We start from the raw sequence: 24,888 nt of genomic DNA on the forward strand, positions 1-24,888 counted from the left end.
AGTCTGCCCCTTGGCTGATTGTGAACTAAATGAACGGAAGGGTGACCGCCCTCACACGGCGGGAGATAGTCACCGCATCCCCCCATGCAGAACCCGGCGGAACCGCAGCACGACCCCCGCGGAACCGCAGCAGATCCCCGCACTGCGTCCCCGCAGTACATCCCCATCCCGAACCCCCGGACGTGAGCCGCACGCCGGTGATGCCGACGACGTCGTCAAGGAGGGCAGCCGTGAGCAGCGCAGCCAATACGGCAGCTACCGCACCCAAAGCCAAACGGGACCGCACCCACTACCTCTACATCGCAGTGATCGTCGCGGTTGCCCTCGGCATCACCGTCGGTCTGGTCGCCCCCGACTTCGCGGTCGAGCTGAAGCCCATCGGTACCGGCTTCGTGAACCTGATCAAGATGATGATCTCCCCCATCATCTTCTGCACGATCGTGCTGGGCATCGGCTCGGTACGCAAGGCCGCCAAGGTCGGCGCCGTGGGCGGTATCGCCCTCGGATACTTCACGGTCATGTCGCTGGTCGCCCTGAGCATCGGCCTGGTCGTCGGCAACATCCTGGAGCCCGGCACGGGCCTCGCGGTGACCGACGCGGTCAAGGAGGTCGGCCAGGCGCAGGTGGCGCCGGAGGCCAAGGACACCACCGAGTTCCTGCTCGGGATCATCCCGACCACGATGGTCTCCGCCTTCACCGGCGGCGAGGTGCTGCAGACCCTGCTGATCGCCCTGCTCGCCGGGTTCGCGCTCCAGGCCATGGGCCCGGCCGGTCAGCCGATCCTGCGCGGTGTCGAGCACATCCAGCGGCTCGTCTTCCGCATCCTGGCGATGGTGATGTGGGCCGCCCCGATCGGCGCCTTCGGCGCGATCGCCGCGGTCACCGGCTCGGCGGGCGTGGACGCGCTCAAGAGCCTGGCCGTCCTGATGCTCGGGTTCTACGTCACCTGCTTCCTGTTCGTCTTCATCGTGCTCGGCATCCTGCTGCGGGCGGTCGCCGGCCTGAACATCCTCACGCTCTTCAAGTACCTGGGCCGTGAGTTCCTGCTGATCCTTTCGACCTCGTCGTCCGAGTCGGCGCTGCCGCGGCTCATCGCGAAGATGGAGCACCTCGGCGTCAGCAAGCCGGTGGTCGGCATCACCGTCCCGACCGGCTACTCCTTCAACCTCGACGGCACCATGATCTACATGACCATGGCGTCCCTGTTCATCGCCGACGCCATGGGTACGCCGATGTCGGTCGGCGAGCAGATTCCGCTGCTGCTGTTCCTGCTGGTCGCCTCGAAGGGCGCGGCGGGTGTCACCGGCGCGGGTCTGGCCACCCTGGCGGGCGGTCTCCAGTCGCACAAGCCGGCCCTGGTGGACGGCATCGGCCTGATCGTCGGCATCGACCGCTTCATGAGCGAGGCGCGCGCCCTGACGAACTTCGCGGGCAACGCCGTCGCCACGGTCCTGATCGGCACCTGGACGAAGGAGATCGACCGCGCCCGCGTCGACCAGGTGCTCGCCGGTCAGCTGCCCTTCGACGAGGAGACGCTCCTCGACGACGGCCACGGCGGCGGCGCCCACGGCCAGGACACCCACGCGGAGATCCCCGAGCAGGGCGGCGAGAAGGAGCTGGCGAAGGCCTGAGGACGGTTCCGGGCCTGTCGGCCGGTCCGCCGGCCGCACGCCCTCCCCTCCGCCCTCCCCTCCGGCCTCCCCTCCGGCCTCACGGCCGGTCCGTCCGGCCCCCAAGCCGGGCCGGGCCCGGCGCCTGAACCCGGGCCCGTCCCGTCGGCCCCGGGCGGCTGGGTACTCCCCCGTAGCCCAGCCGTCCGGTTGTCGTGAACAGAGCGGCCAGGTCACCTTCCCCGGGTGACCTGGCCGCTCGGCGTTGTGTGTGCCCGGCGTCCGCGGGCGCCGCTGAAGCGTGGCTCAATCGCTCAGCTCGGCCACCAGCTCGGTGGCACGTGAGGCAGGTACTCCCGCCGCGGTCAGTACGGTGACCGCGGCCGAGCGGCCCGCCTCCTCGGACGCCAGGAGGCCGTCGTTCACCGCCTCCATCAGCGCGAACACCGTCTGCTCCTGGACGTACGCCAGGGCCGGCGCCGGCAGCGGTGAGGCGAAGACGCCCTCCTCCAGGCCGCGCCGCAACAGCTCGACGCTGACCTGCCGTACCGGGGTGAGGCGGTCCCGGATGCCCTGCATGGTCACGCTGCGCTGGGCGAGCGCGATCAGGATGCGGTAGCGGTCGGCGACCTCCCAGACCGCCAGTACCGAGCGGGCGACGGCCTCCGCTGGGTCCGCCACCCCGTCCCGGCCCGCCGCGTGCGCGGCCGCCACCGACTCCACGGCGCCGTCGACGAGGGTGCCGATCAGCGCCTCACGGTTGGGGAAGTGCCCGTACACCGTCCGCCGTACCACCCCCGCGGCGCGGGCGATCTGGTCCATCGACGCGTCGGGGTCGCGCAACAGCTCGCCGAGTGCGACGTCGAGGATGCGCCGGCGGTTTGCGTCGGCGCGGCTGGTGTTACCCGTGCTCATGGCTGCCATTCTGCACGCCCCGCCCCGGGACGCCGTGGTCCCTTCGCAAGGGCTTCACCTCCTCCATTTGCACAGTGTTGTGCAGTGGACGTACATTGCACAAGGTTGAGCAATTGCACGTTGCTGTGCAAGTCGAACGCGCACGCTGTGAGGAAGGCGACTCCTGCCCATGCGACTCGTGATGAACGAACCGGTCGAGAGGATGGACCGGCCCTACTCCCGGCGCTGGTGGGCGCTGCTGGTCCTGTGTCTGAGCCTGCTGATCATCGTGATGGCGAACACCGCCCTCACCGTCGCCGCGCCCGACATGACCCAGGACCTGGGCCTGTCCAGCGCGGACCTCCAGTGGGTCATCGACGGCTACACCGTCCCGTACGCGGCGCTGATGCTGCTGCTCGGCGCGATCGGCGACAAGTACAGCCGCCGCGGCGCCCTCGTCCTGGGGCTGTTCGTGTTCGGGGGCGGGGCCGTGGCGGGCTCGCTCGTCGGCAGCTCCGCCGGGGTGATAGCGGCCCGCGCGGTGATGGGGGTGGGCGCGGCCATGATCATGCCCGCCACGCTCTCCCTGCTCGCCGCCACCTTCCCGCGCGCGGAACGGGCGAAGGCGATCACCCTGTGGACCGCCACGGCCGGTCTCGCCATCGCGGCCGGCCCGCTGCTCGCGGGCGCGCTGCTGGAACACCACAGCTGGAAGTCCACGTTCCTGATCAACGTGCCCGTCGCCGCCCTCGCGGTCGTCGGCGCCCTCCTGCTCGTCCCGCCGTCCAAGGCCCACGGGAAGGGGCGGATCGACTACGTCGGCGGACTGCTGTCGGTCGTCTGGATCGGCGCGCTGGTCTACATGATCATCGAGGGGCCGCACTTCGGCTGGGGCGTCAAGGCGGTCACGGCCGCGGTCGTCGCGGGTGCCGGGCTCGTCCTGTTCGTGGTGTGGGAGCTGCGCCACCCGCGCCCGGTCGTCGACGTACGCCGCTTCACCGAGCGCCGGTTCGCGGGCTCCAACCTCGCCGTGGCCCTGTTCTTCCTGGCCGTCTTCGGCGCGTTCTACTACCTCACCCAGCATCTCCAGTTCGTCCTCGGCTACAGCGCCCTGGACACCGGTCTGCGCATGCTGCCCCTGGCCGGCGCGGTCTTCGTCGGCTCTGCCCTCACCGGCTACCTCACCCCGCGCGTCGGCATGAACGTCACGGTCACCGCGGGCATGGTCGGCGGCACGGTGGCCCTCGCGCTGCTCACCCAGGTCGACGCCGGTTCGTCGTACGGCGATCTCGTCGCCCCCCTCGTCGTCCTGGGCCTCGCGATCGGGCTCGCGCTCTCGCCCTGCACGGACGCGATCATGGGGGCGTTCCCCGAGTCCGAACTGGGCGTCGGCGGCGCCGTGAACGACACCTCGCTGGAGCTCGGCGGCTCGCTCGGCATCGCCATCCTCGGCTCGCTGCTGGCCACGTCGTACTCCGGCCACCTCGCGGACGCGACCGCCGGCAGCGGGCTGCCCGCGTCCGCCCTGGCCACCGCCCAGGACTCGGTCGGCGCCGGGTACGGGGTCTCCCAGGGCATCGCCGGACAGGCCGAGAAGGCCGCCGCGCAGGCGGCCCGCGCGGCCGACCCGCAGCAGGCGGAGCAGTTGCGGGCGCAGGCCGGCCAACTGACCGAGAGCGCCCGCCGGATGGCCGACGCGGTCGGCTCCTCCTTCTCCGACGCGGTCGCCCACACCAGCCTGATCGGTGCGGTGGTGCTGGGCGTCGGCACGGTGGTCGTCGCGGTGCTGCTGCCGCGCCGGGCGGCGGAGGTGACACGGGAGAGCGGGGACCGGGAGAAGGAACTGGCCGGCAGCCGCTGACCCGGTGAGATCCGGGCGTTGTCCCGGGGCTCTGCCCCCGGCCTCCGAGGTCTGTGCCCGCCCGCCATCGATTCGGTCGGCCGGGATGTGGCCCTTGTCCTGAGGGCTCCGCCCCGGGGCCTGTGCCGGCCCGCCACCCGACTCGGTCCGCCAGGACGTGGAACTCGCCGTGGCGCCCCGCGCCGCCGGTGGCGTACCTCAGTCGCCTCTCCCCAGCGTCTCCGCCACCGCGCGCGGCAGCCACCGCCGGGTGTCGCCGAAGGAGAAGCCGAGGCGGGTGGCGCGGGAGTTGTCCATGCCGTAGGAGCGGGTGAACGAGAAGGGGGAGACCTCGCCGACCTCGACCGCGCGCCACACGGTCTCGCCGTCCGGGAAACGGTCGGCCACCGCCGCGCACAACTCCTCGGTGGTCAGCAGCCCGTGGGAGGCCGCGTTGACCGGGCCGGTGAAGTCCTGGTCCACCGCCCAGGCCAGGAAGTCGGCGATCTCCTCGACGTGGATGTAGGTGGCGGGCTGGTTGTCCACCGGTACGGCGATCGGCTCGCCGGCGCGGATGCGGTCGGCGTAGTGCTGGAGCCGGCCGGTGAAGTCGTCGGCGCCGCCCAGGACATGGGCCACGCGGACGGCCGCGGAGGGGAAGGCGGGGTCGGCGGCGAGGACCGCCTCCGCCTGCCGCTTGCCCTCGCCGTAGTGAGTGTCGAGGAACTCCGGCTTCTCCCAGGGGAGTCCGAGGTCCACCGGGACGGTCGTCGGGTCGACCGCCGCCTCCCGCACCGGCGCGATCGAGTCCTCGTACTCGTACACCTCGACCGTCGAGGTCAGCACATAGCGGCGGGTCCGGCCGGCGAGGACCCGGCGGGCGATCGCCGCCTGGCGCGGGGTGTAGCAGACCTGGTCGACGACGACGTCGAAGGCGCGTGCGCCGAGCGCCCGCCGCAGCGCTTCCTCGTCGTTCCGGTCGGCGACCAGGTGGACAGCGCCCGCGGGCGGCGAGGAGGAACCGCGGTTCAGTACGGTCACCCGGTCCCCGGCGGCGAGCAGCCGCGTGACGAGCCGCTTGCCGACATAACGGTTTCCGCCGATGACCAGTACCTCTCGCGCCTTTTCCATGACCATAATTCTCCAGCCGTACCCGCCCGTCCTGAAGGGGGAACCATGGGAGTTCCGGCCGCCGCGCCGAAAGAACCTCGGCAGATACGTGCCGCCGCCGACGAAACATCGGTGGCCTTCGACGCGCTGGACCGACACATCCTGGAACTCCTGCAGACCGACGGCCGGATCAAGCTCAGCGAACTGGGCCGCCGGGTGAGGCTCAGCCCGGCGGCGGTCACCGAGCGGGTGCGGCGCCTGGAGGCGGCGGGCGTCATCAGCGGTTACGGCGCCCAGGTCGTCCCGGCCCGGCTGGGCTACCGCCTCCAGGCGTTCGTCCGGGTCGATCCGCACGGCGGCTTCACCCTCAAGCACCCCAGGACCCTGGAACTGATCGGGCGTCCGGAGATCATCGAAGCGCACCACGTGGTCGGCGAGGACTGCTGGATCCTCAAGGTCGCCGTCCGGGACACGGTGCACCTGGAGGAGGTCCTGGAGAGGATCTCCGCCCTGGGCCGTACCACGACGTCGATCGTGCTGACCTCCCCGGTGGAGCGGAAACCGCTGTTGCCCTGACGTCGGCGTCAAGGCCTACGTTCGTGTCATGCGCATCGGCGAGCTGGCCGCGCGGGCCGGGACCACGACCCGGACGTTGCGGTACTACGAGGCACGGGGGCTGCTGCCCGCGAAGCGGAACGGCAACGGGTACCGCGTCTACGACGAGGACGACCTGCTGCTGCTCCGGCAGATCAGGACGCTGCGGGACTTCGGGTTCGACCTGGAGGAGACGCGACCGTTCGTGGAGTGTCTGCGGGCCGGACACCCGGAGGGCGACACCTGCCCGGCGTCGCTCGCGGTCTACCGGCGCAAGCTGGACGAACTCGACGCGCTGATCGGTGAGTTGCAGGCCGTGCGCGCGCAGGTCGGCGCACAGCTGGTGCGGGCCGAACGGGCGCGGGACGAGCTGGCCGCCGAGGCGGCGGCTCCGGGTGGTCCGGAGCCGGTGTGCGAGTTGGGAGGGGTCGACGAGTGAGCGGGGCAACGGGCGTGACCGAGGTGACGGACGCGGACTTCGAGGCGGAGGTGATCGGCGCGGATCTGCCGGTGCTGGTGGAGTTCACCGCCGACTGGTGCCCGCCGTGCCGGCAGATGGGACCGGTGCTCAGCGCCCTCGCCGCCGAGGAGGGTGAGCGGCTCAAGGTGGTGCGGCTGGACGTGGACACCAACCCGGAGACCACGAACACGTACAAGGTGCTGTCGATGCCGACGTTCCTGGTGTTCCGCGGCGGTGAACCGGTGAAGGCGATGGTGGGGGCCCGGCCCAAGCGGCGGCTGCTGGCGGAGCTGGAAGAGGTCCTCTGACCTGTCCCCACACGAAGAAATCCCCCGAGCAATTGCGCTCGGGGGATTTCTTTGCGTATATTCAATGGTTTGCGGCTTCAGGGGACCTGTAATTGATCCGGCCGCAAAAGAAGTTCAGTGAGCACAGTATATCCGGGCGGGAGTGGAATTGTCAAACGCCGACTTTCCAGATCGTGAATTGACGCGCGAGCAGGAATTCATCGACGACCTGTACGCACGCGTGGACGCGCTGCGCGGCGACACCGAGGTCTCCGTCACGGACGCGCTCGCCCAGGGCAACACGCCCATGCAGGCCAGGCTGGAGCGGGACATCCTGGTGGCCGAGCGCTCGGGGCTGCTCGCCGCGCTGAACGCGGTCGACGGATCGCTCTGCTTCGGCCGGATCGACCTCACCTCCGGCGTCAGCCACCACATCGGCCGGATCGGCCTGCGCACCGAGGACGCCGAACGCACCCCGATCCTGATCGACTGGCGGGCCGACGTCGCCCGCCCCTTCTACCTGGCCACCGGCCACACCCCGATGGGCCTGCGCCGGCGCCGGCACCTCACCACGGAAGGCCGCCGGGTCACCGCCCTGCACGACGAGCTCCTGGACCTCGGCGACGCCACCCGCACCGGCCATGAGGACCCGAGCGGCGACGCCGTGCTGCTCGCCGCGCTCACCTCCGCGCGCACCGGCCGGATGAGCGACATCGTGCAGACCATCCAGGCCGAGCAGGACGAGATCATCCGCGCCCCCCACCGTGGGGTGCTGGTGGTCGAGGGCGGCCCCGGCACCGGCAAGACGGCGGTCGCCCTGCACCGGGCCGCGTATCTCCTGTACGAGCACCGGGAGCTGCTGGCCAAGCGGGCCGTCCTGATCGTCGGCCCCAACCCCGCCTTCCTCGGCTACATCGGCGAGGTGCTGCCCTCGCTGGGCGAGACCGGCGTCCTGCTGGCGACGGTCGGCGAACTGTTCCCCGGGGTGCGGGCGACGGCGGCCGACACCCCCGAGGCGGCCGCCGTGAAGGGCCGCGCCGACATGGCCGACGTCCTCGCCGCCGTCGTACGCGACCGGCAGGCGCTGCCCGACCCGGTGATCACGATCGAGCACGACCGCGAGGTCCTGATGCTGGACGACGACCTGGTGAACATGGCCCGCGAGCGCACCCGGGCCGCCGGACTCCAGCACAACGCGGCCCGCGAGCACTTCGAGGGCCACATCCTCAACACCCTCACGGACATGGTCGCCGAACGCATCGGCACGGACCCCTACGACGGCTCCAACCTCCTGGACCCGAGCGACATCACCCAGATCCGCGACGAGCTGGCGGAGAACCCGGAGGTCTGGTCCGCCGTCGACCGGTTGTGGCCGCGGATCACCCCGCGCCGCCTGGTCGCCGACTTCCTCGCCGCACCCGAGGGATACCTGAGCGACGAGGACGCCGCCGCCGTCCGCCGCCCGGTGACGCGGGCGTGGACCGTGGCGGACGTACCGCTGCTCGACGAGGCGGCCGAACTGCTCGGCGAGGACGACCGGGTGGCGCGGGCGCGGGCGGAGCGCGAGCGGGAGAACCAGGTCGCCTACGCGCAGGGCGTGCTGGACGTGTCCTACGCCTCGCGGACCTACGAGTTCGAGGACAAGGACGAGGAGGACTCCGAGATCCTGTCCGCGCACGACATCATCGACGCCGAGCGGTTCGCCGAACGCCACGAGGAGGACGACCACCGCAGCGCCGCCGAGCGCGCGGCGGCCGACCGCACCTGGGCGTTCGGGCACATCATCGTCGACGAGGCGCAGGAACTGTCCCCGATGGCCTGGCGATTGCTCATGCGGCGCAGCCCCACCCGCTCGATGACCCTGGTCGGCGACCCGGCGCAGACCGCGGAGGCGGCGGGCGTCGGCTCCTGGTCGAAGATCCTCCATCCGTACGTCGAGGACCGCTGGGAGCACACCCGCCTCGGGGTCAACTACCGCACGCCGTCCGAGATCATGGACGTGGCGGCGGCCGTGGTGCGCGCGGAGCACCCCGGCTTCGAACCGCCGAGTTCGGTGCGGTCCACAGGGGTACGGCCCTGGGCGCGCGCCACCGACGACCTTCCCGGCGCCGTGGCGAAGGCCGTCGAGGAACTGACCCCGGCCGAAGGGCGGCTCGCCGTGATCGCGCCGCGCGCGCTGCACCGGCGGCTGGCGGCCCGCCTGGACGGCGTGACGGCGGGTGGGGAGCCGGACCTGACCCGGACCGTCGTCCTCCTCGACCCGCGGCAGGCCAAGGGCCTGGAGTTCGACTCCGTGCTGGTGGTCGAGCCCGGACAGTACGGCACCAGCGACCTGTACGTGGCGCTGACCAGGGCGACACAGCGGCTCGGCGTGGTGCACACGGGGGCGCTGCCGGCGTCGCTGGCCGGCGCGTTCGGATCCGTCCGCGCGAGCTGAGGTCCCGCGGCTCCACCCGCGGACCCCCGGGCACGAGGCCCGGGGGTCCGGAGGCGGGCAGCCCTGCTAGTGCCGTGGCAGGCAACGTTCGCCCCGTCGCGACGCCCGGCACGCCCTCTCGCCGCACCGGCCGAAAGCCCAAGTACATCCAGTACGAGGGCTTCCGGCCGGCACGCCGAGAGCACGCACCGGACGCCGCTCCTTGACGGGCAAACGTTGCCTGCCGCGGCACTAGGCCGGGCGCAGCCAGACCGTCGCCAGCGGGGGCAGCGTCAGGCGGATGCTCGCCGGGCGGCCGTGCCAGCCCTGCGGCTCCGGCTTGATGACGTCCGGGTTGGTGACGTCGCTGCCGCCGTACCGGGCCGCGTCCGTGTTGAGGGTCTCGAGCCAGGCCGGCACGTCGTCCGGTACGCCCAGCCGGTAGTCGTGCCGTACGACCGGGGCGAAGTGGGACACGGCCAGCAGCGGGGTGCCGTCCGCGTCGTAGCGCAGGAACGCGAACACGTTGTCCTCGGCCGCGTCGCCCACGACCCACTGGAAACCGGACGGGTCGGTGTCCCGTTCCCACAGCGCCGGCGTGTGCCGGTAGACGGTGTTGAGGTCGCGGACCAGGTCGCGCACGCCCCGGTGGTCGGCCTCGGCCCCGTACTCCGGGTCCAGCAGCCACCAGTCCGGCCCCTTCGTCTCGGACCACTCGGCTCCCTGGGCGAACTCCTGGCCCATGAACAGGAGTTGCTTGCCGGGGTGGGCCCACATGAAGCCGAGATAGCCGCGCAGGTTGGCGCGCTGCTGCCACCAGTCGCCCGGCATCTTGGACACCAGAGATCCCTTGCCGTGGACGACCTCGTCGTGCGAGATCGGCAGCACGTAGTTCTCGCTGTAGGCGTACACCATCGAGAACGTCATCTCACCGTGGTGGTACTTGCGGTGGACGGGCTCGTGGCTCACGTAGTCGAGCGAGTCGTGCATCCAGCCCATGTTCCACTTCAGCCCGAAGCCGAGACCGCCGAAGCCGCCCGGGCCCATGTGGTGGGTGGCGCGGGTGACGCCGTCCCAGGCCGTGGACTCCTCCGCGACCGTCACCACACCCGGCACCCGCCGGTACACCGTCGCGTTCATCTCCTGGAGGAACGCCACCGCGTCCAGGTTCTCCCGCCCGCCGTGCTCGTTCGGGACCCACTGGCCGGGCTCGCGCGAGTAGTCGAGGTAGAGCATGGAGGCGACGGCGTCCACCCGCAGGCCGTCGATGTGGAACTCCTCGCACCAGTACACGGCGTTGGCGACCAGGAAGTTGCGCACCTCGCGCCGGCCGTAGTCGAACTCCAGCGTGCCCCAGTCGGGGTGGGCCGAGCGCCGCGGATCCTCGTGCTCGTACAGCGGACGCCCGTCGAACTCGGCCAGCGCCCAGGCGTCGCGCGGGAAGTGCGCCGGGACCCAGTCCATGATGACGCCGATGCCGGCCCGGTGCAGGGCGTCGACCAGGTACTTGAAGTCGTCGGGGGTGCCCAGGCGGGCCGTGGGGGCGTAGAAGCCGGTGACCTGGTAGCCCCAGGACCCGCCGAAGGGGTGCTCGGCGACCGGCATCAGTTCCACGTGGGTGAAGCCCAGTTCCTTGACGTACGCCGGGAGTTCGTCCGCCAGTTGACGGTATGTCAGCCCCGGGCGCCAGGACGGGAGGTGGATCTCGTAGACCGAGAAGGGGGTCTCGTGCGCGGGGGCGTCCGCGCGGCGCGCCAGCCACTCCTCGTCGCCCCACTCGTAGTGCGAGGCGTGCACGACCGAGGAGGTGGCCGGCGGGACCTCCGTACGCCGGGCCATCGGGTCGGCGCGCAGGGTCCTGGACCCGTCGGGCCGGGTGATCTCGAACTTGTACAGCTCACCCTCGCCGATCCCGGGCACGAACAGCTCCCAGACACCGGACGAGCCGAGCACCCGCATCGGGAATCCGGTGCCGTCCCAGAAGTTGAAGGTGCCGGCCACCCGCACGCCCCGCGCGTTCGGCGCCCACACCGTGAACCGGGTGCCGCGCACGCCCTGGTGGGTCATCGGCTCCGCGCCCAGCGCCCGCCACAGCTCCTCGTGCCGGCCCTCGCCGATCAGATGCAGGTCGAGGTCGCCCAGGGCGGGCAGGAAGCGGTACGCGTCCTCGGTCTCCTGGGCCGTCCCCTCGTAGGCCACGAGGAAGCGGTACGCCGGGACGTCCGGCAGCGGCAGCAGACCGGAGAAGAACCCGTCCCCGTCGTCGTGCAGCTCCGCCCGTACGCCGTCGGCGAGGACCGTCACGCTCAGCGCGTACGGCCTGAAGGCCCGGAAGGCGACCCCGCCGGGCACCGGGTGGGCGCCGAGGACGGAGTGCGGGGCGTGGTGGGTGCCCGAGAGCAGCCGCTGACGGTCACCGGCGTCCAGGGCGGGGGAGACGGCGACCTCGACGGGCACCTCCGGGGCCGCGCCGGGGACGCCCGGGGCCGCGGCGGTGATCTCCGGGGATACGGCGGGTACCTCCGGGACTACTGCGCGTATCTCCGGGGCTACGGCGGGTACCTCCGGCGTCACGGCGGTGGCCTTCTTGGAGACGGCCTTCTTCACGACGGCCGTCTTCGTGCCCGCCTTCTTCGCGACGGCCTTCGTGGCGGCGGGGGCCGTCTTGCTCAGCGCGGCCTTCACCGACGCCGTTTTCACCGACGCCGCCTTCTTGGCGGCCGTCTTCGCCGGCACGGCCTTCTTGGCGGCGGCCTTCTTCGCCACCGTCTTCTTGGCGACGGTCTCCTTGGCCGGCGCCTTCTTCGCCGAGGCCGTCTTCACCGACGCCGTCCTGGCCGGGGTCTTCTCGGCGGGCGCCTTCCTGGCCGCGGGCCTCCCGGCCGCTGTCTTGTCGGCCGCTGTCTTCTGGACCGCTGTCTTGTCGGGCGCGGTCTTCTTCGGTGCCACCGCCTTCTCGACGGCCTTCTTCACCGTCTTCTTGGCGACGGCCTGCTTCGCGGCGGCCTTCTTCGCCACGGTCTTCTTCGCGACGGCCTTCTTCGCGACAGCCGGCTTCTCGGCCTGCTCAGCCGTCTTCTTCGGATCCGAACCGCTGGACGGGGGGCGGGGGGTCACGGGCGGAGCCTCCTGGGCGAGAAAGTCTGGTCGGTCAGATCAGGTCGGATGTGGCGTACCGCTCGATCGCGGCCATCGGTACGGGCAGCCAGTCGGGGCGGTGCCGGGCCTCGTAGACGACCTCGTAGATCGCCTTGTCCGTCTCGTAGGCCCGCAGCAGCACCGGGTCGGTCCGCGGGTCGACGCCGCTGACCTCGGCGTATCCCGAGCAGTATGCGGCCCGGCAGGTCTCGGCCCACTCCGGTGCGGGCGGGTCGGCGGTGAGCGCGGCGTAGTCGAAGGAGCGGAGCATCCCCGCGATGTCCCGGGCCGGCGGCTGCGGCATCCGGCGCTCGGCGAGCGGTTTCGACGGCTCGCCCTCGAAGTCGATCAGCGACCACTCACCGGAGGCCGAGCGCAGACACTGGCCGAGGTGCAGATCGCCGTGGATGCGCTGCGCGGTCCAGGTACGGCCCTCGGCGGTCAGATCGGCGAGCGCGGTGAACGCGGAACGCAGCCCGGGCGCGTACGGCCGCAGCGCGGGCACCGCCTGCACGGCCGCCTCCAGGCGCTCGGTCATGCCGTCGACCAGCACTTGGAGCGGGGCGTGCCCGAGCGTGACCGTGGGGAGCGCGCGGGCGAGTGCCGTGTGCACCTCGGCCGTGGCCCGCCCGAGCGCCCGCGCCTCCGCGCCGAAGTCCTCGCCCTTGGCCAGCTCGCGCAGCGCCAGCTCCCAGCCGTCGGACGCGCCCTGCACGAACGGCTGGAGCACGCCCAGCACGTACGGCTCACCGGCCAGCTCCGCCCGGACCCATCCGGTCGGCGCGGGCACCCGGGGGCAGCCCTCCCGGGCCAGCGCCAGCGGCAGCTCCAGGTCGGGGTTGATGCCGGGCACGATCCGGCGCAACAGCTTCAGAATGAACGTATCTCCATAGACGAGCGACGAGTTGGACTGCTCGGCGGTCATCAGGCGGGGCACGAGACCTTCGCGTATCTCCTGGTGCGGGTCCCGCTCGAAACGGAGCCCGCCGATGCGGGCCTGGCTGCGCACGGCCTCCAGGAGCAGTTCGGCGGGCCGGGTGTCGTGCAGGGCCTCGTACACCGTGTGTCCGGCGAGCGGGCCCTTGTCGACGTGGCCGATCAGCGCGGGCGCCAGCCGGGGTGGCAGCGCCTCGCGCACGCCTATGAGCAGCTGGTAGCAGTCGCCGGGGTGGGGCGGGGAGCCCAGCGCGAGCGGCTGGTGGGCGCGCACCAGCAGGTGGTACAGGCCGAGCTGTCCCGTGGGCGGCAGCAGCTCGGTGGCCGCCACCAGGGAGAACCCGGTGACCGGGCGCCCTTTGCCGGCGAACCAGCGCTGCCGCGGCAGCCACTCCCGCAGCAGCGGATCCAGTGACGCAAGGAGGCCGGGGCTGCCGGTGGTGGTCGTTGCGGTACGGGTGACGGCTTCCGACATGGCGTCGCGTCCTTTCCCCGGGGGCGGTCGGGGTGTTACTAGTGCGTGCCCCGGGCGGGGCGGAGGAAACCGCCTCGCCCGGGGTTGTGCGGGCTCGGCATGCCCTACGCCGCGTCCTTGCGGAGCCGGAACCAGTAGAAGCCGTGCCCGCCCAGGGTCAGCAGATACGGCAGCTCACCGATGGCGGGGAAGCGGACCCCGCCGAACAGCTCGACCGGGTGCCGCCCTTCGAACGCGCTGAGGTCCAGCTCTGTCGGCTGCGCGAACCGGGAGAAGTTGTTCACGCACAGGACGAGATCGTCCTCGTACTCCCGCAGAAACGCAATGACCGCCGGGTTCGACGACGGCAGCTCCGTGTAGGAGCCGAGACCGAAGGCGTGGTTCTGCTTGCGGATCTCGATCATGCGGCGGGTCCAGTGCAGCAGCGAGGAGGGCGACGCCATCGACGCCTCCACGTTGCTGACCTGGTAACCGTAGACCGGGTCCATGATCGTGGGCAGATACAGCCGGCCGGGGTCGCAGGAGGAGAAGCCGGCGTTGCGGTCGGGGGTCCACTGCATGGGGGTGCGGACGGCGTCGCGGTCGCCGAGCCAGATGTTGTCGCCCATGCCGATCTCGTCGCCGTAGTACAGGATCGGCGAGCCGGGCAGGGACAGCAGCAGGGCGGTGAACAGCTCGATCTGGTTGCGGTCGTTGTCCAGCAGGGGTGCGAGCCGCCGGCGGATGCCGATGTTGGCGCGCATGCGGGGGTCCTTGGCGTACTCCGCCCACATGTAGTCGCGTTCCTCGTCGGTGACCATCTCCAGGGTCAGCTCGTCGTGGTTGCGCAGGAAGATGCCCCACTGGCAGCTGGAGGGGATGGCCGGGGTCTTGGCCAGGATCTCCGAGACGGGGTACCTGGATTCCCTGCGGACGGCCATGAAGATGCGGGGCATGACCGGGAAGTGGAACGCCATGTGGCATTCGTCGCCGCCGCTCGCGTAGTCGCCGAAGTAGTCGACGACGTCCTCCGGCCACTGGTTGGCCTCCGCCAGCAGCACCGTGTCCGGGTAGCCGGCGTCGATCTCCTTGCGGACCCGCTTGAGGAACTCGTGGGTGGCCGGGAGGTTCTCGCAGTTGGTGCCCTCCTCCTGGTAGAGGTAGGGCACGGCGTCGAGGCGGAAACCGTCGATGCCGAGGTCCAGCCAGAACTTCAGCGCGGAGATCATCTCCTCCTGCACGGCCGGGTTCTCGTAGTTGAGGTCCGGCTGGTGGGAGAAGAAGCGGTGCCAGTAGTACTGCTTGCGCACCGGGTCGAAGGTCCAGTTGGAGGCCTCGGTGTCGACGAAGATGATCCGCGCGTCCTGGTACTGCTGGTCGTCGTCGGCCCACACGTAGTAGTCGCCGTAGGGGCCGTCGGGGTTGTTGCGGGACTCCTGGAACCACGGGTGCTGGTCGCTGGTGTGGTTCATCACGAAGTCGATGATCACGCGCATGCCGCGCTGGTGGGCGGCGTCCACGAACTCCACGAAGTCGGCGAGGTCGCCGAACTCGGGCAGCACCGCGGTGTAGTCCGAGACGTCGTAGCCGCCGTCACGCAACGGCGACTTGAAGAAGGGCGGCAGCCACAGGCAGTCGACGCCCAGCCACTGCAAGTAGTCGAGTTTGGCGGTCAGGCCTTTGAGGTCGCCCACGCCGTCGCCGTTGCTGTCCTGGAAGGAGCGGACGAGGACCTCGTAGAAGACGGCGCGTTTGAACCACTCCGGATCCCGGTCTTTCGCGGGGGTGTCCTCGAAGGTGTCCTGGACGGGCTCGTTGACGATCATGTTGTGGGTGACCCTCCGATCTGCGGGGTGGACGGTCGCAGGACGGTGAAAACGTGTGCGGGCCGAGTGCCCGGTTCCAGGCGCACGTAATTCGCCCTGCCCCAGTGATAGGTCTCACCAGTGAGCTCGTCGCGCACCGGTACCGACTCGTGCCATTCCAGGCCGAGTTGCGGCATGTCCAACGAGACCGTGGCCTCCTGGGTGTGGTGGGGGTCGAGGTTGGCGACCACCAGAACCGTGTTCGATCCCTGCCGCTTGGAGTACGCGATCACCGCTTCCTGGTCCGCGTGGTGGAAGTGGAGATCGCGCAGCTGGCGCAGGGCCGGGTTCTCCCGCCGGATGGTGTTGAGCCGGGTGATCAGGGGGGTGATGCTGCGTCCCTCGCGGTCGGCGGCTTCCCAGTCACGGGGTTTGAGCTGGTATTTCTCGGAGTCGAGGTACTCCTCGCTGCCGTCGCGCACGGGGGTGTTCTCGCACAGTTCGTAGCCGCTGTAGACGCCCCAGGTGGGGGAGAGGGTCGCGGCGAGCACGGCCCGCACCTCGAAGGCGGGCCGGCCGCCGTGCTGGAGGTAGGCGTGCAGGATGTCGGGCGTGTTGGGGAAGAAGTTGGGCCGCATGTAGGAGGCGGCCTCCCCCGACAGCTCGCTGAGGTACTCGGTCAGTTCCTCCTTGCCGGTACGCCAGGTGAAGTACGTGTACGACTGCTGGAAACCGATCTGGGCCAGCGTGTGCATCATCGCGGGCCGGGTGAACGCCTCGGCCAGGAAGATCACGTCGGGGTCGGTGCGGTTGATGCCGTCGATCACCCGCTCCCAGAACACGACCGGTTTGGTGTGCGGGTTGTCGACCCGGAAGATCCGCACCCCGTGGTCCATCCAGTGCCGCAGCACCCGCAGCGTCTCGGCGATCAGGCCGTCCATGTCCGCGTCGAACGCGATCGGGTAGATGTCCTGGTACTTCTTGGGCGGGTTCTCCGCGTACGCGATCGTCCCGTCGGGACGGTGGTGGAACCACTCCGGGTGCTTGTGCACCCAGGGGTGGTCCGGGGAGCACTGCAACGCGAAGTCCAGCGCGATCTCCAGGCCCAGCTCCCGCGCCCGGCCCACGAACCAGTCGAAGTCCTCCAGGGTGCCCAGGTCGGGGTGGACGGCGTCGTGGCCGCCCTCGGAGGAACCGATCGCCCAGGGCACGCCCACGTCGTCGGGGCCGGCCGACAGGGTGTTGTTGGGGCCCTTGCGGAAGGTGTGGCCGATGGGGTGGATGGGGGGCAGGTACACGACGTCGAAGCCCATCCGGGCGATCTCCGGCAGCCGGCGGGCGGCGGTGCGGAACGTGCCGTGCGGCCGCTCGGGAGTGCCCTCGGAGCGGGGGAAGAACTCGTACCAGGACCCGAACAGGGCCCGCTCCCGCTCCACCAGCAGCGGCAGCGACTCCGACGCCGTCACCAGCTCCCGCAGCGGATACCGGGCCAGCACCGCGTCCACCTCCGGCGTCAACGCCGCCGCCAGCCGGGAGGCGGCGGGGCGGCTGTTGTCGCGCAAGGCGTCCACGGCGGCCGCCAGGACCTCCCGCAGGGCGGTGTCCTCGGGGACACCGGCGGCCGCCCGCTCGTACAGCCGCGCGCCCTCCTCCAGGACGAGTTCGGTGTCCATCCCGGCCGGGATCTTGATCTGGGCGTGGTGCCGCCACGTGGTGACGGGGTCACCCCACGCCTCCACGGTGTACGTCCAGCGGCCGGGTTCACCGGCGGTGACGGTGGCGCCCCAGCGGTCGGTGCCCGGGGTCAGTTCCCGCATCGGCGTCCAGGGACCGGGACGCCCTTCGGGGTCTTTCAGTACGACATTGGCGGCGACCGCGTCGTGGCCCTCGCGGAACACGGTGGCCGAGATCTCGAACGACTCGCCGGTGACCGCCTTGGCGGGCCGGCGGCCGTGCTGGACGACCGGGCGGACGTCGAGCACGGGTATGCGCCCGACGGCCGTGCCGTCTCCCGCGGAGGGTGGCTCCGGGGCCGGCGGACCGGCGTCGACCGGGCGCGCGAGGTGCGTTTCGGTGCTGGGTGTCGGGGGTGCCGACGAGTGGTGCGTGGCGGGCATGACCGCTCCTGTCCGCGTCAACGTGGGTGGGCGGATGGTTGTGGGGAGGTGGGTCCTGCGTGGCATCCCTTGTGGTGCCTGTGCTGTACCTGAGGGTGTCCCGGAGGAGCCTTCCCACCCTATTCGGGTGAGCAATCCGGCTGTTTGTTAACTACTCAGGCGTATGTCTGTGTAGAAGACCGGCCCCATTCTGGCCGAACGGGGCCGGTGCCGGACATCCGCCCCGTCAGCGCGGAACCCGCAGGAGTTTGTTCGGTGAACCGGTACCCCGGCCGGACACCTTTCCAGGTGCCGCCCGTGTGACGAGTGCGTTGCCTACCTGCGCGGGGCCGGCCCCGGGATGATCCGCGAGATGGAGCGCGGCCGCGCCGGCCGCGTGCGGCGCCGCCATCGACGTACCGGAGGAGGTCACCCGGCCGGTGTCGCTCGTGTGCGACGCCGAGGTGATCGACACACCCGGGGCGAACAGGTCGAGGGCCGAACCGTGGTTGGAGAAGCCCGGTTTCGCGTCCTCCCGGTCGGTGGCGCCGACCGTGACCGCCTCCTTGACACCGGCGGGGGAGTAGAGGGAGGCCGGCCGCCCGCCGTTGCCCGCCGCGACCGTATACGTCACGCCCGACGCGATCGATGTGCGTACCGCGGCGTCCAGCTGGGCGTTGCGGTGGCCGCCCAGGCTGAGATTGGCGACCGCGGGCTTGCGCGCGTTGCGGGTCACCCAGTCGATGCCGGCGATGACCCGGGCGGTGGTGCCCGCGCCGGCGTTGTCGAGGACGCGCACGGCGACGACCCCGGCCTTCTTGGCGACGCCGTACGTGCTGCCCGCGACGATGGCGGCGACATGGGTGCCGTGTCCGTTGCCGTCGCCGGCGTTCCGGTCGCCGCCGACGAAGTCCCACCCGTGCCGCGCCCGCCCGCCGAAGTCCCGGTGGCCGGTCCGGATCCCGGTGTCGATCACGTACACGGTCACACCCGCGCCCCCGGAGTCCGGCGCGGCGTAGCTGCGGTCGAGCGGCCGGCTCGCCTGGTCGACGCGGTCCAGGCCCCAGGACGGCGGGTTCCGCTGGACGTGCTCCAGGCCCACCCGGCTGTCCTGGACGACCGAGGCGACCCGCGGGTCCGCCGCGAGCAGCCGTGCCTGTCCGGCGTCGGCCCTGATCGCGTAGCCGTTCAGTACCGTGGAGTAGGCGTGGCTGATTTCCGCCCCGTACTTCTCGGCGAGGCCCTTCCCGGCCGCCGACCGGGCGCTGATCTCCCCCTTGAGTGTCACCAGGTAACTCCCGCCGACGGAACCGGGCTCTCCGGCGCCTGATATCCGCCCCTCCGGTACGGCGTGCGCGGGCAGGGTGATGGCCGAAAGCGCCACGGCACAACTCGCCGCGGTCAGACCCCCCGCCACGCGCAGACGCCGCGTTCGCGTCCGTGCCATGGCTGTGTACCCCCTCCTGAAGTCGGCGTACGACGGCCGCGGAGCACCAGGTGCGCGGTCTCCGGGCCGGGACGCCACTGGGCAGCCTCTCGTGCGGTGCGAAGCACCACAAGAACGCCTGAGGGGGTGGAACCGGCCATATCACTCTCATGGTGTCGGTCCGGGGCGCGTACCCTGGAAAGGAGCGCACGGACTTGGTTGTTTCGGGCCGGACGGGGGCCTGGGTGCGGCAGTCCCAGCGGGGACGACACCAACGCCGGTACCGTCGTAGGGACGATGAGGCGCACAGTGTCGTGCGTCCGCGGCAGCGACTCGCGTCGAGGTGGCAAGTGAAGGCGATCCGTCGATTCACCGTCCGTCCCGTTCTCCCCGACCCTCTCCGGCCGCTGAGTGATCTCGCGCGCAATCTGCGCTGGTCCTGGCACGCGGAGACACGCGACCTCTTTCAGTCCGTCGATCCGGAGCGCTGGGGCGCCTCGGACGGCGACCCGGTGCGGCTGCTCGGCAGTGTGCGGCCCGCGCGGCTCGCCGAGCTGGCCGAGGACCGGCGCTTCCTGCGCCGGCTCACCGCGGTCGCCGACGACCTGAACGACTACCTGACCGGCGACCGCTGGTACCAGACGCAGCCGGCCGGACTCCCGGCCGCCGTCGCCTACTTCTCCCCGGAGTTCGGCATCACCGCCGCCCTGCCCCAGTACTCCGGCGGCCTCGGCATCCTGGCCGGCGACCACCTCAAGGCGGCCAGCGATCTCGGGGTGCCGCTGATCGGTGTCGGGCTGCTGTACCGGCACGGGTACTTCCGGCAGACCCTGTCCCGGGACGGCTGGCAACAGGAGCACTATCCGGTGCTCGACCCCAACGAACTGCCCGTCGCCCCGCTCAGGGACGCCGACGGCACCCCGGCCGACGTCGCCCTCGCCCTGCCCGGCGGCAAGCAGCTGCGGGCCCGGATCTGGCTGGCCCAGGTCGGCCGGGTCCCCCTGCTGCTGCTGGACTCCGACGTCGAGGAGAACGACCTCGGCGAGCGCGGGGTGACCGACCGGCTCTACGGCGGCGGCAGCGAGCACCGGCTGCTCCAGGAGATGCTGCTCGGCATAGGGGGAGTGCGGGCGGTCCGGACGTACTGCCGGATCACCGGGCACCCGGCGCCCGAGGTGTTCCACACCAACGAGGGCCACGCGGGCTTCCTCGGCCTGGAGCGGATCGCCGAGCTGTGCGACCAGGGCCTGGACTTCGACTCCGGGCTGGAGGCGGTCCGGGCCGGGACGGTGTTCACCACCCACACCCCGGTCCCCGCCGGCATCGACCGCTTCGACCGGGAGCTGGTCGCCCGCCACTTCGGGCCGGACGCCGAACTGCCGAGGATCGACGTCGGACGGGTCCTGAACCTGGGCATGGAGACCTATCCCGGCGGGGAACCCAACCTCTTCAACATGGCGGTGATGGGGTTGCGCCTCGCCCAGCGGGCCAACGGCGTCTCCCTGCTGCACGGCCGGGTCAGCCGCGAGATGTTCTCCGGGCTGTGGCCCGGATTCGACCCCGAGGAGGTGCCGATCACCTCCGTCACGAACGGGGTGCACGCCCCCACCTGGGTCGCCCCGGAGGTGTTCCGGCTCGGCGCCCGGCAGATCGGGGCGCAGCGCACCGAGGACGCGATGACGGTCGGCGGCTCGGACCGGTGGGACGCGGTCGCCGACATTCCCGACCAGGACATCTGGGAGCTGCGGCGGAACCTGCGCGAGCAGCTGGTGACGGAGGTGCGGGAGCGGCTGCGCGCCTCCTGGCGGCAGCGCGGCGCGGGCACGGCCGAGCTGGGCTGGATCGACGGTGTGCTCGACCCCGACGTCCTCACCATCGGGTTCGCGCGGCGCGTGCCGTCGTACAAGCGGCTCACGCTGATGCTGCGGGACCGGGACCGGCTGATGGACCTGCTGCTGCATGCCGAGCGGCCGATCCAGATCGTGGTCGCCGGGAAGGCGCACCCCGCGGACGACGGCGGCAAGCGGCTGGTGCAGGAGCTGGTGCGGTTCTCGGACGATCCGCGGGTGCGGCACCGGCTGGTGTTCCTGCCCGACTACGGCATGGCGATGGCGCAGAAGCTCTACCCGGGCTGCGACATCTGGCTCAACAACCCGCTGCGTCCGCTGGAGGCGTGCGGCACCAGCGGGATGAAGGCCGCCCTCAACGGGTGTCTCAACCTCTCCGTCCTGGACGGGTGGTGGGACGAGTGGTTCCAGCCCGACTTCGGCTGGGCCATCCCCACCGCCGACGGCGTGGGCACCGATCAGGACCACCGGGACGACATCGAGGCCGCCGCGCTCTACGACCTGCTGGAACAGCGGGTGACCCCCCGCTTCTACGAGCGCGGCCAGCAGGGCCTGCCCGACCGCTGGATCGAGATGGTCCGCCAGACCCTCACCCTGCTCGGGCCCAAGGTGCTGGCCGGCCGGATGGTCCGCGAGTACGTGGAACGGCTCTACGCCCCGGCCGCCGAGGCCCACCGCGCGACGGACCCGGACGCCGCCCGCGAGATCGCCGAGTGGAAGGCACGGCTGCGCGCGGCCTGGCACGGCGTGACCGTGGACCACGTCGAGACGAGCGCCGCCACGGCGACCGCGGAACTCGGCACGACCCTCGGGCTGCGCGTCCGGGTCGCGCTCGGCGACCTCGGGCCGGACGACGTCGAGGTGCAGGCGGTCTCCGGCCGGGTGGACGAGGAGGACCGCATCACCGACGCGGCGGCCGTCCCGCTGAAACCGGTGGGCGGCCCGGACGCGGAGGGGCGCTGGGTCTACGAGGGCCCGCTGTCCCTGGACCGGACGGGGCCGTACGGCTACACGGTCCGGGTGCTGCCCGCCCACCGTCTGCTGTCGTCCAGCGCCGAGCCCGGGCTCGTGGCGCTGCCGTCGGAGGAGGTGGTGGAGGCGGCCGGGGTGTTGCTGCGCTGAGCGCCCGGGGGGCCGGGCCGCCCCCCGGCGCCCGTCACTCGGACCCGCCGCACAACCGTCGCAGCACCACCCCGCACCGCCGGGCGTAGGCGTGCTGAAGGCCTCGGGTGGCGGGTCCGCCCGCCCGCGAGTACCACTTCGCGCTCCGGCTGAAGGCGGACACGGTCAGCCAGACCGTGCCGTCGCCGGTGCGGTCCACGACGAAGGACTCCTCGCCGCACTCCGGGTGGCCGGTCAGCGTGCCGTACGCCCAGCCGGCGCGGCGGGGTTCCTCGACCGTCCACACCACCCGGCAGGGCGCCTTGATGAGGCCCGCGAGCGTGACCGTGACGTCGACGTCGGGAGCGGCCCGGGCCGCGCTCGCGTCGAAGCCCACGCCCATCGCGCGGTGCATCTCCCAGGTGAGGACCGCTTCCCGGGCTCTGCGGAAGACCTCCTCGCCCTCACCGATGCGGGTGCGCACGTGCAGGGGGTGGAAACCGGGCGGGCAGAAGCCGTTCTCCCGGGTCGCGCCGACGTCGTCGTACGTGAAGGACATGGGTCCCAAGAGTAGGACGGCACCCCGGAACGCCTTCGTCCCGGGTGCCGTCCTGTCACGCCGCCGTCGACCGCCCGGCGCTCGGCCGGTGTCGGCCGCCGGCCAGGCCGCCGCCCCGGGGAGTCGAACCACCGGGGCGGCGCCCTGATCGGAGGTGCCGCTCAGGCCGTGGGCCTACGGGAAGGTGAGCTTCCAGCTGTTGACGTACCCGGTGTCCCGGGCCGCGTTGTCCTGGACCCGCAACTGCCAGACGCCGTTGGCGACCTCGGAGGAGGCGTTCACCGTGTACGTGGTGTTGATGTTGTCCGCGCTCCCGCCGGCGCCGTACGCCTTCAGCGTGTACGCGGTGCCGTCGGGGGCGAGCAACTGCACCTGGAGGTCACCGATGTAGGTGTGGACGATGTCGACCGCCACCGCGAGGTTCGAGGGGGCGTTGCCCGTCCGCCCGGAGACGGTGATCGCCGAGGTGACGGCCGCTCCGTTGTCCGGGACCGACACGTCGCTCGCGTTCTCGAAGGAGGTGCCGCCACCGCCGCCCCCGCCGTCGGAGCGCGCGCCGACCGCGACGCCCGCCCAGGCGTCCTGCACGGCCTTGTACTCCGCGCTGGTGGCGCCGTACAGCTCACCGGTGGCCGCGAGGGTGCCGGTGCGGGCCGCCGCGTAGTTGGTGGTCGAGGTGAACTTGGTGGTCAGCGCGCGGAACCAGATCTTCTCCGCCTTGTCGCGGCCGATGCCGGTGACCGGAAGGCCGTCCGCGGTGGGCGAGTTGTAGGTGACGCCGTTGATGGTCTTGGTGCCGCTGCCCTCGCTCAGCAGGTAGAAGAAGTGGTTGGCGGGGCCCGAGGAGTAGTGCACGTCGATCGAGCCGATGCCGGAGTACCAGCTGTCCTTGGACGAGCCGTCCTGGCTCGGCCGGTCCATGTAGCGCAACGGGGTGCCGTCGCCGTTGATGTCGATCTCCTCGCCGATGAGGTAGTCACCGACGTCGGAGGAGTTGCCGGCGTAGAACTCGACCGTCGACCCGAAGATGTCGGACGTGGCCTCGTTCAGACCGCCGGACTCGCCGCTGTAGTTGAGGCCGGCCGTGTTGGACGTGAGCCCGTGCGTCATCTCATGCGCGGCCACGTCGATCGACGTCAGCGGGTTGGCGTTGCCGCTGCCGTCGCCGTACGTCATGCAGAAGCAGGAGTCGGACCAGAACGCGTTGACGTAGTTGTTGCCGTAGTGGACCCGCGAGTACGCGCCCACGCCGTCCCCGCGGATTCCCGAACGCCCGTGCACGTTCTTGTAGTAGTCCCAGGTCAGCGCGGCGCCGTAGTGCGCGTCCGCGGCGGCCGACTCCAGGTTGGACGGGTTGCCGTTGCCCCAGACGTCGTCGGGGCCGGAGAAGAGCGTGCCGGTGCCGGAGGTGCCGCGGTTGAGGTTGTACGTCCTGTGGTTGCCGCGCGCCCCGTCGGTGAGGTTGTACGCCGACCCGGACTGGGTGGTGCCGAGGGTGACCTGACCGCTGTAGACCGTGTTGCCGGTGCCGGTCTCGATCGCCTCCCATTCGTACAGCTTCGCGCCGGTCGTCGCGTCCGTGACGACGTGCAGTTCCTGCGGGGTGCCGTCGTGCTGGAAACCGCCCACGACCGTCTCGTAGGCCAGGGCCGGCCTGCCGTCGGCCGCCCAGACCACCTTGCGCGGGGCGCGGTTGACCTCGGGGCTCTTCGCGTCCTCGGCCCTGGCCGCGGCGAGGGCCTGCGTCTCGGCCCGGGCGGCGGGCAGCTCGGCCGTGGTCGTCGCCGGTTCGATGGCGGCGCGGGTGGCCTTGACGACGGCGTCCGTCGCGTCGGCCGGCGTGCTCTGCACGACCAGGTCGCCGCCGAGGACGGGCAGGCCGGCGTAGGTGCGCTCGTAACGGGTGTGGACCGTGCCGTCGCCGTCCTTGAGGACGTCACGCACGACCAGCTTCTCCTGGGCGCCCAGGCCCAGGTCCCTGGCGGTCTCCGCCTTGGCCGCGTCGGCCCGGCGGATCAGCTCGGCGCGCTGGGCCGGGGTGAGCTTCACCGACTCGGCGCCCGGGACGGCCTTGCCCGCGGCCGACGGTGCCTTCTCCGGGGCTGCGGTGGCGGCGCCCGACTGGACGGCCGTGGCGATCAGGGCGCAGACGCCGACGAGGGCGACGGCCGCGGCCCTGCGGGGCGGGGTGTGCGGGGTTCGGGCGTGGGGGGTGCGTCTGTGAGAGGAACGTCTCAACACTGACTCCTTCTGCGCGGCCGCGGATCGCGCGGCCAGGGGAGACCGCTCGGCGGGTGGGCCGAACGGGCAGAACA

16 protein-coding genes are annotated in these 24,888 nt (G+C 71.5%); 7 read left to right on the forward strand and 9 right to left on the reverse strand.

All coding sequences use genetic code 11. The features are described from left to right. The first annotated feature begins 200 nt into the window (after nucleotides 1–200). The gene (locus QQS16_RS28145; RefSeq protein WP_502963928.1) at nucleotides 201–1,631 is read left to right on the forward strand and encodes a cation:dicarboxylate symporter family transporter; all 1,431 of its coding nucleotides are present in this window, start codon (nucleotides 201–203) and stop codon (nucleotides 1,629–1,631) included. Between the two features lie 285 nt (nucleotides 1,632–1,916). Here the strand turns inward: QQS16_RS28145 and QQS16_RS28150 are convergent, their stop codons facing one another. Continuing rightward, the gene (locus QQS16_RS28150) at nucleotides 1,917–2,534 is read right to left on the reverse strand and encodes a TetR/AcrR family transcriptional regulator (RefSeq protein ID WP_286064817.1); all 618 of its coding nucleotides are present in this window, start codon (nucleotides 2,532–2,534) and stop codon (nucleotides 1,917–1,919) included. A 160-nt stretch (nucleotides 2,535–2,694) separates the two neighbouring features. Between QQS16_RS28150 and QQS16_RS28155 the strand changes: the two genes are divergently transcribed. Continuing rightward, nucleotides 2,695–4,365 carry an MFS transporter gene (locus QQS16_RS28155; RefSeq protein ID WP_286064818.1) on the forward strand — a complete coding sequence of 557 codons (1,671 nt, stop codon included), beginning with the start codon at nucleotides 2,695–2,697 and terminating at the stop codon, nucleotides 4,363–4,365. A gap of 198 nt (nucleotides 4,366–4,563) precedes the next feature. Here QQS16_RS28155 and QQS16_RS28160 read toward each other — a convergent pair whose 3' ends face one another. Next, the gene (locus QQS16_RS28160; protein WP_502963852.1) at nucleotides 4,564–5,475 is read right to left on the reverse strand and encodes an NAD-dependent epimerase/dehydratase family protein; all 912 of its coding nucleotides are present in this window, start codon (nucleotides 5,473–5,475) and stop codon (nucleotides 4,564–4,566) included. A gap of 45 nt (nucleotides 5,476–5,520) precedes the next feature. Between QQS16_RS28160 and QQS16_RS28165 the strand changes: the two genes are divergently transcribed. The 4 genes from QQS16_RS28165 to QQS16_RS28180 all read left to right on the forward strand — a co-directional run bounded on the left by QQS16_RS28165 (nucleotide 5,521) and on the right by QQS16_RS28180 (nucleotide 9,232). Then, nucleotides 5,521–6,030 (forward strand): Lrp/AsnC family transcriptional regulator, encoded by a 510-nt coding sequence (locus tag QQS16_RS28165; protein ID WP_286064820.1) that lies wholly within the window; start codon nucleotides 5,521–5,523, stop codon nucleotides 6,028–6,030. 28 nt (nucleotides 6,031–6,058) lie between these two features. After that, on the forward strand, nucleotides 6,059–6,487 hold the full coding sequence (locus QQS16_RS28170; protein ID WP_286064821.1) for a MerR family transcriptional regulator: 429 nt from the start codon (nucleotides 6,059–6,061) through the stop codon (nucleotides 6,485–6,487). Next, nucleotides 6,484–6,816 (forward strand): thioredoxin family protein, encoded by a 333-nt coding sequence (locus QQS16_RS28175; RefSeq protein WP_286064822.1) that lies wholly within the window; start codon nucleotides 6,484–6,486, stop codon nucleotides 6,814–6,816. Before QQS16_RS28170 ends, QQS16_RS28175 begins: the two co-directional genes overlap by 4 nt. Nucleotides 6,817–6,946: 130 nt before the next feature. Continuing rightward, nucleotides 6,947–9,232, forward strand: coding sequence for a HelD family protein (locus tag QQS16_RS28180; RefSeq protein ID WP_286066482.1), 2,286 nt, complete (start codon nucleotides 6,947–6,949; stop codon nucleotides 9,230–9,232). A 231-nt stretch (nucleotides 9,233–9,463) separates the two neighbouring features. On the opposite strand, the gene glgB is transcribed toward QQS16_RS28180, so the two are convergent. The 5 genes from glgB to QQS16_RS28205 form a co-directional block, all read right to left on the reverse strand. Next, nucleotides 9,464–12,328: a 1,4-alpha-glucan branching enzyme gene (glgB, locus tag QQS16_RS28185; RefSeq protein WP_286064823.1), complete on the reverse strand. Its 2,865-nt coding sequence runs from the start codon at nucleotides 12,326–12,328 to the stop codon at nucleotides 9,464–9,466. Nucleotides 12,329–12,362: 34 nt separating this feature from the next. Then, on the reverse strand, nucleotides 12,363–13,760 hold the full coding sequence (locus QQS16_RS28190; RefSeq protein WP_286064824.1) for a maltokinase N-terminal cap-like domain-containing protein: 1,398 nt from the start codon (nucleotides 13,758–13,760) through the stop codon (nucleotides 12,363–12,365). A 104-nt stretch (nucleotides 13,761–13,864) separates the two neighbouring features. Then, complete coding sequence (gene treS / locus QQS16_RS28195) at nucleotides 13,865–15,565, reverse strand: maltose alpha-D-glucosyltransferase (protein WP_286064825.1); 1,701 nt, start codon at nucleotides 15,563–15,565, stop codon at nucleotides 13,865–13,867. Then, nucleotides 15,562–17,661: a maltotransferase domain-containing protein gene (locus tag QQS16_RS28200; protein ID WP_286064826.1), complete on the reverse strand. Its 2,100-nt coding sequence runs from the start codon at nucleotides 17,659–17,661 to the stop codon at nucleotides 15,562–15,564. Before QQS16_RS28200 ends, treS begins: the two co-directional genes overlap by 4 nt. A gap of 226 nt (nucleotides 17,662–17,887) precedes the next feature. Further along, the gene (locus tag QQS16_RS28205; protein WP_286064827.1) at nucleotides 17,888–19,087 is read right to left on the reverse strand and encodes a S8 family peptidase; all 1,200 of its coding nucleotides are present in this window, start codon (nucleotides 19,085–19,087) and stop codon (nucleotides 17,888–17,890) included. A gap of 329 nt (nucleotides 19,088–19,416) precedes the next feature. Between QQS16_RS28205 and QQS16_RS28210 the strand changes: the two genes are divergently transcribed. Then, on the forward strand, nucleotides 19,417–22,035 hold the full coding sequence (locus tag QQS16_RS28210; protein WP_286064828.1) for a glycosyltransferase family 1 protein: 2,619 nt from the start codon (nucleotides 19,417–19,419) through the stop codon (nucleotides 22,033–22,035). Nucleotides 22,036–22,069: 34 nt separating this feature from the next. Here the strand turns inward: QQS16_RS28210 and QQS16_RS28215 are convergent, their stop codons facing one another. Then, nucleotides 22,070–22,573 carry a DUF1990 domain-containing protein gene (locus tag QQS16_RS28215; protein WP_286064829.1) on the reverse strand — a complete coding sequence of 168 codons (504 nt, stop codon included), beginning with the start codon at nucleotides 22,571–22,573 and terminating at the stop codon, nucleotides 22,070–22,072. 174 nt (nucleotides 22,574–22,747) lie between these two features. Continuing rightward, nucleotides 22,748–24,814: a M4 family metallopeptidase gene (locus QQS16_RS28220; protein ID WP_286064830.1), complete on the reverse strand. Its 2,067-nt coding sequence runs from the start codon at nucleotides 24,812–24,814 to the stop codon at nucleotides 22,748–22,750. Between the last annotated feature and the right edge of the window lie 74 nt (nucleotides 24,815–24,888).

The organism is Streptomyces sp. ALI-76-A, assembly GCF_030287445.1.
Taxonomy (GTDB): Bacteria; Actinomycetota; Actinomycetes; order Streptomycetales; family Streptomycetaceae; genus Streptomyces.

What these genes read in the sequence shown, in the direction of transcription:
- QQS16_RS28145 (WP_502963928.1), top strand. Translation starts at nt 201, where the DNA reads ATGCCGACGACGTCGTCAAGGAGGGCAGCCGTGAGCAGCGCAGCCAAT.
- QQS16_RS28150 (WP_286064817.1), bottom strand. Translation starts at nt 2,534, where the DNA reads ATGGCAGCCATGAGCACGGGTAACACCAGCCGCGCCGACGCAAACCGC.
- QQS16_RS28155 (WP_286064818.1), top strand. Translation starts at nt 2,695, where the DNA reads ATGCGACTCGTGATGAACGAACCGGTCGAGAGGATGGACCGGCCCTAC.
- QQS16_RS28160 (WP_502963852.1), bottom strand. Translation starts at nt 5,475, where the DNA reads ATGGAAAAGGCGCGAGAGGTACTGGTCATCGGCGGAAACCGTTATGTC.
- QQS16_RS28165 (WP_286064820.1), top strand. Translation starts at nt 5,521, where the DNA reads ATGGGAGTTCCGGCCGCCGCGCCGAAAGAACCTCGGCAGATACGTGCC.
- QQS16_RS28170 (WP_286064821.1), top strand. Translation starts at nt 6,059, where the DNA reads ATGCGCATCGGCGAGCTGGCCGCGCGGGCCGGGACCACGACCCGGACG.
- QQS16_RS28190 (WP_286064824.1), bottom strand. Translation starts at nt 13,760, where the DNA reads ATGTCGGAAGCCGTCACCCGTACCGCAACGACCACCACCGGCAGCCCC.
- treS (WP_286064825.1), bottom strand. Translation starts at nt 15,565, where the DNA reads ATGATCGTCAACGAGCCCGTCCAGGACACCTTCGAGGACACCCCCGCG.
- QQS16_RS28200 (WP_286064826.1), bottom strand. Translation starts at nt 17,661, where the DNA reads ATGCCCGCCACGCACCACTCGTCGGCACCCCCGACACCCAGCACCGAA.
- QQS16_RS28205 (WP_286064827.1), bottom strand. Translation starts at nt 19,087, where the DNA reads ATGGCACGGACGCGAACGCGGCGTCTGCGCGTGGCGGGGGGTCTGACC.
- QQS16_RS28215 (WP_286064829.1), bottom strand. Translation starts at nt 22,573, where the DNA reads ATGTCCTTCACGTACGACGACGTCGGCGCGACCCGGGAGAACGGCTTC.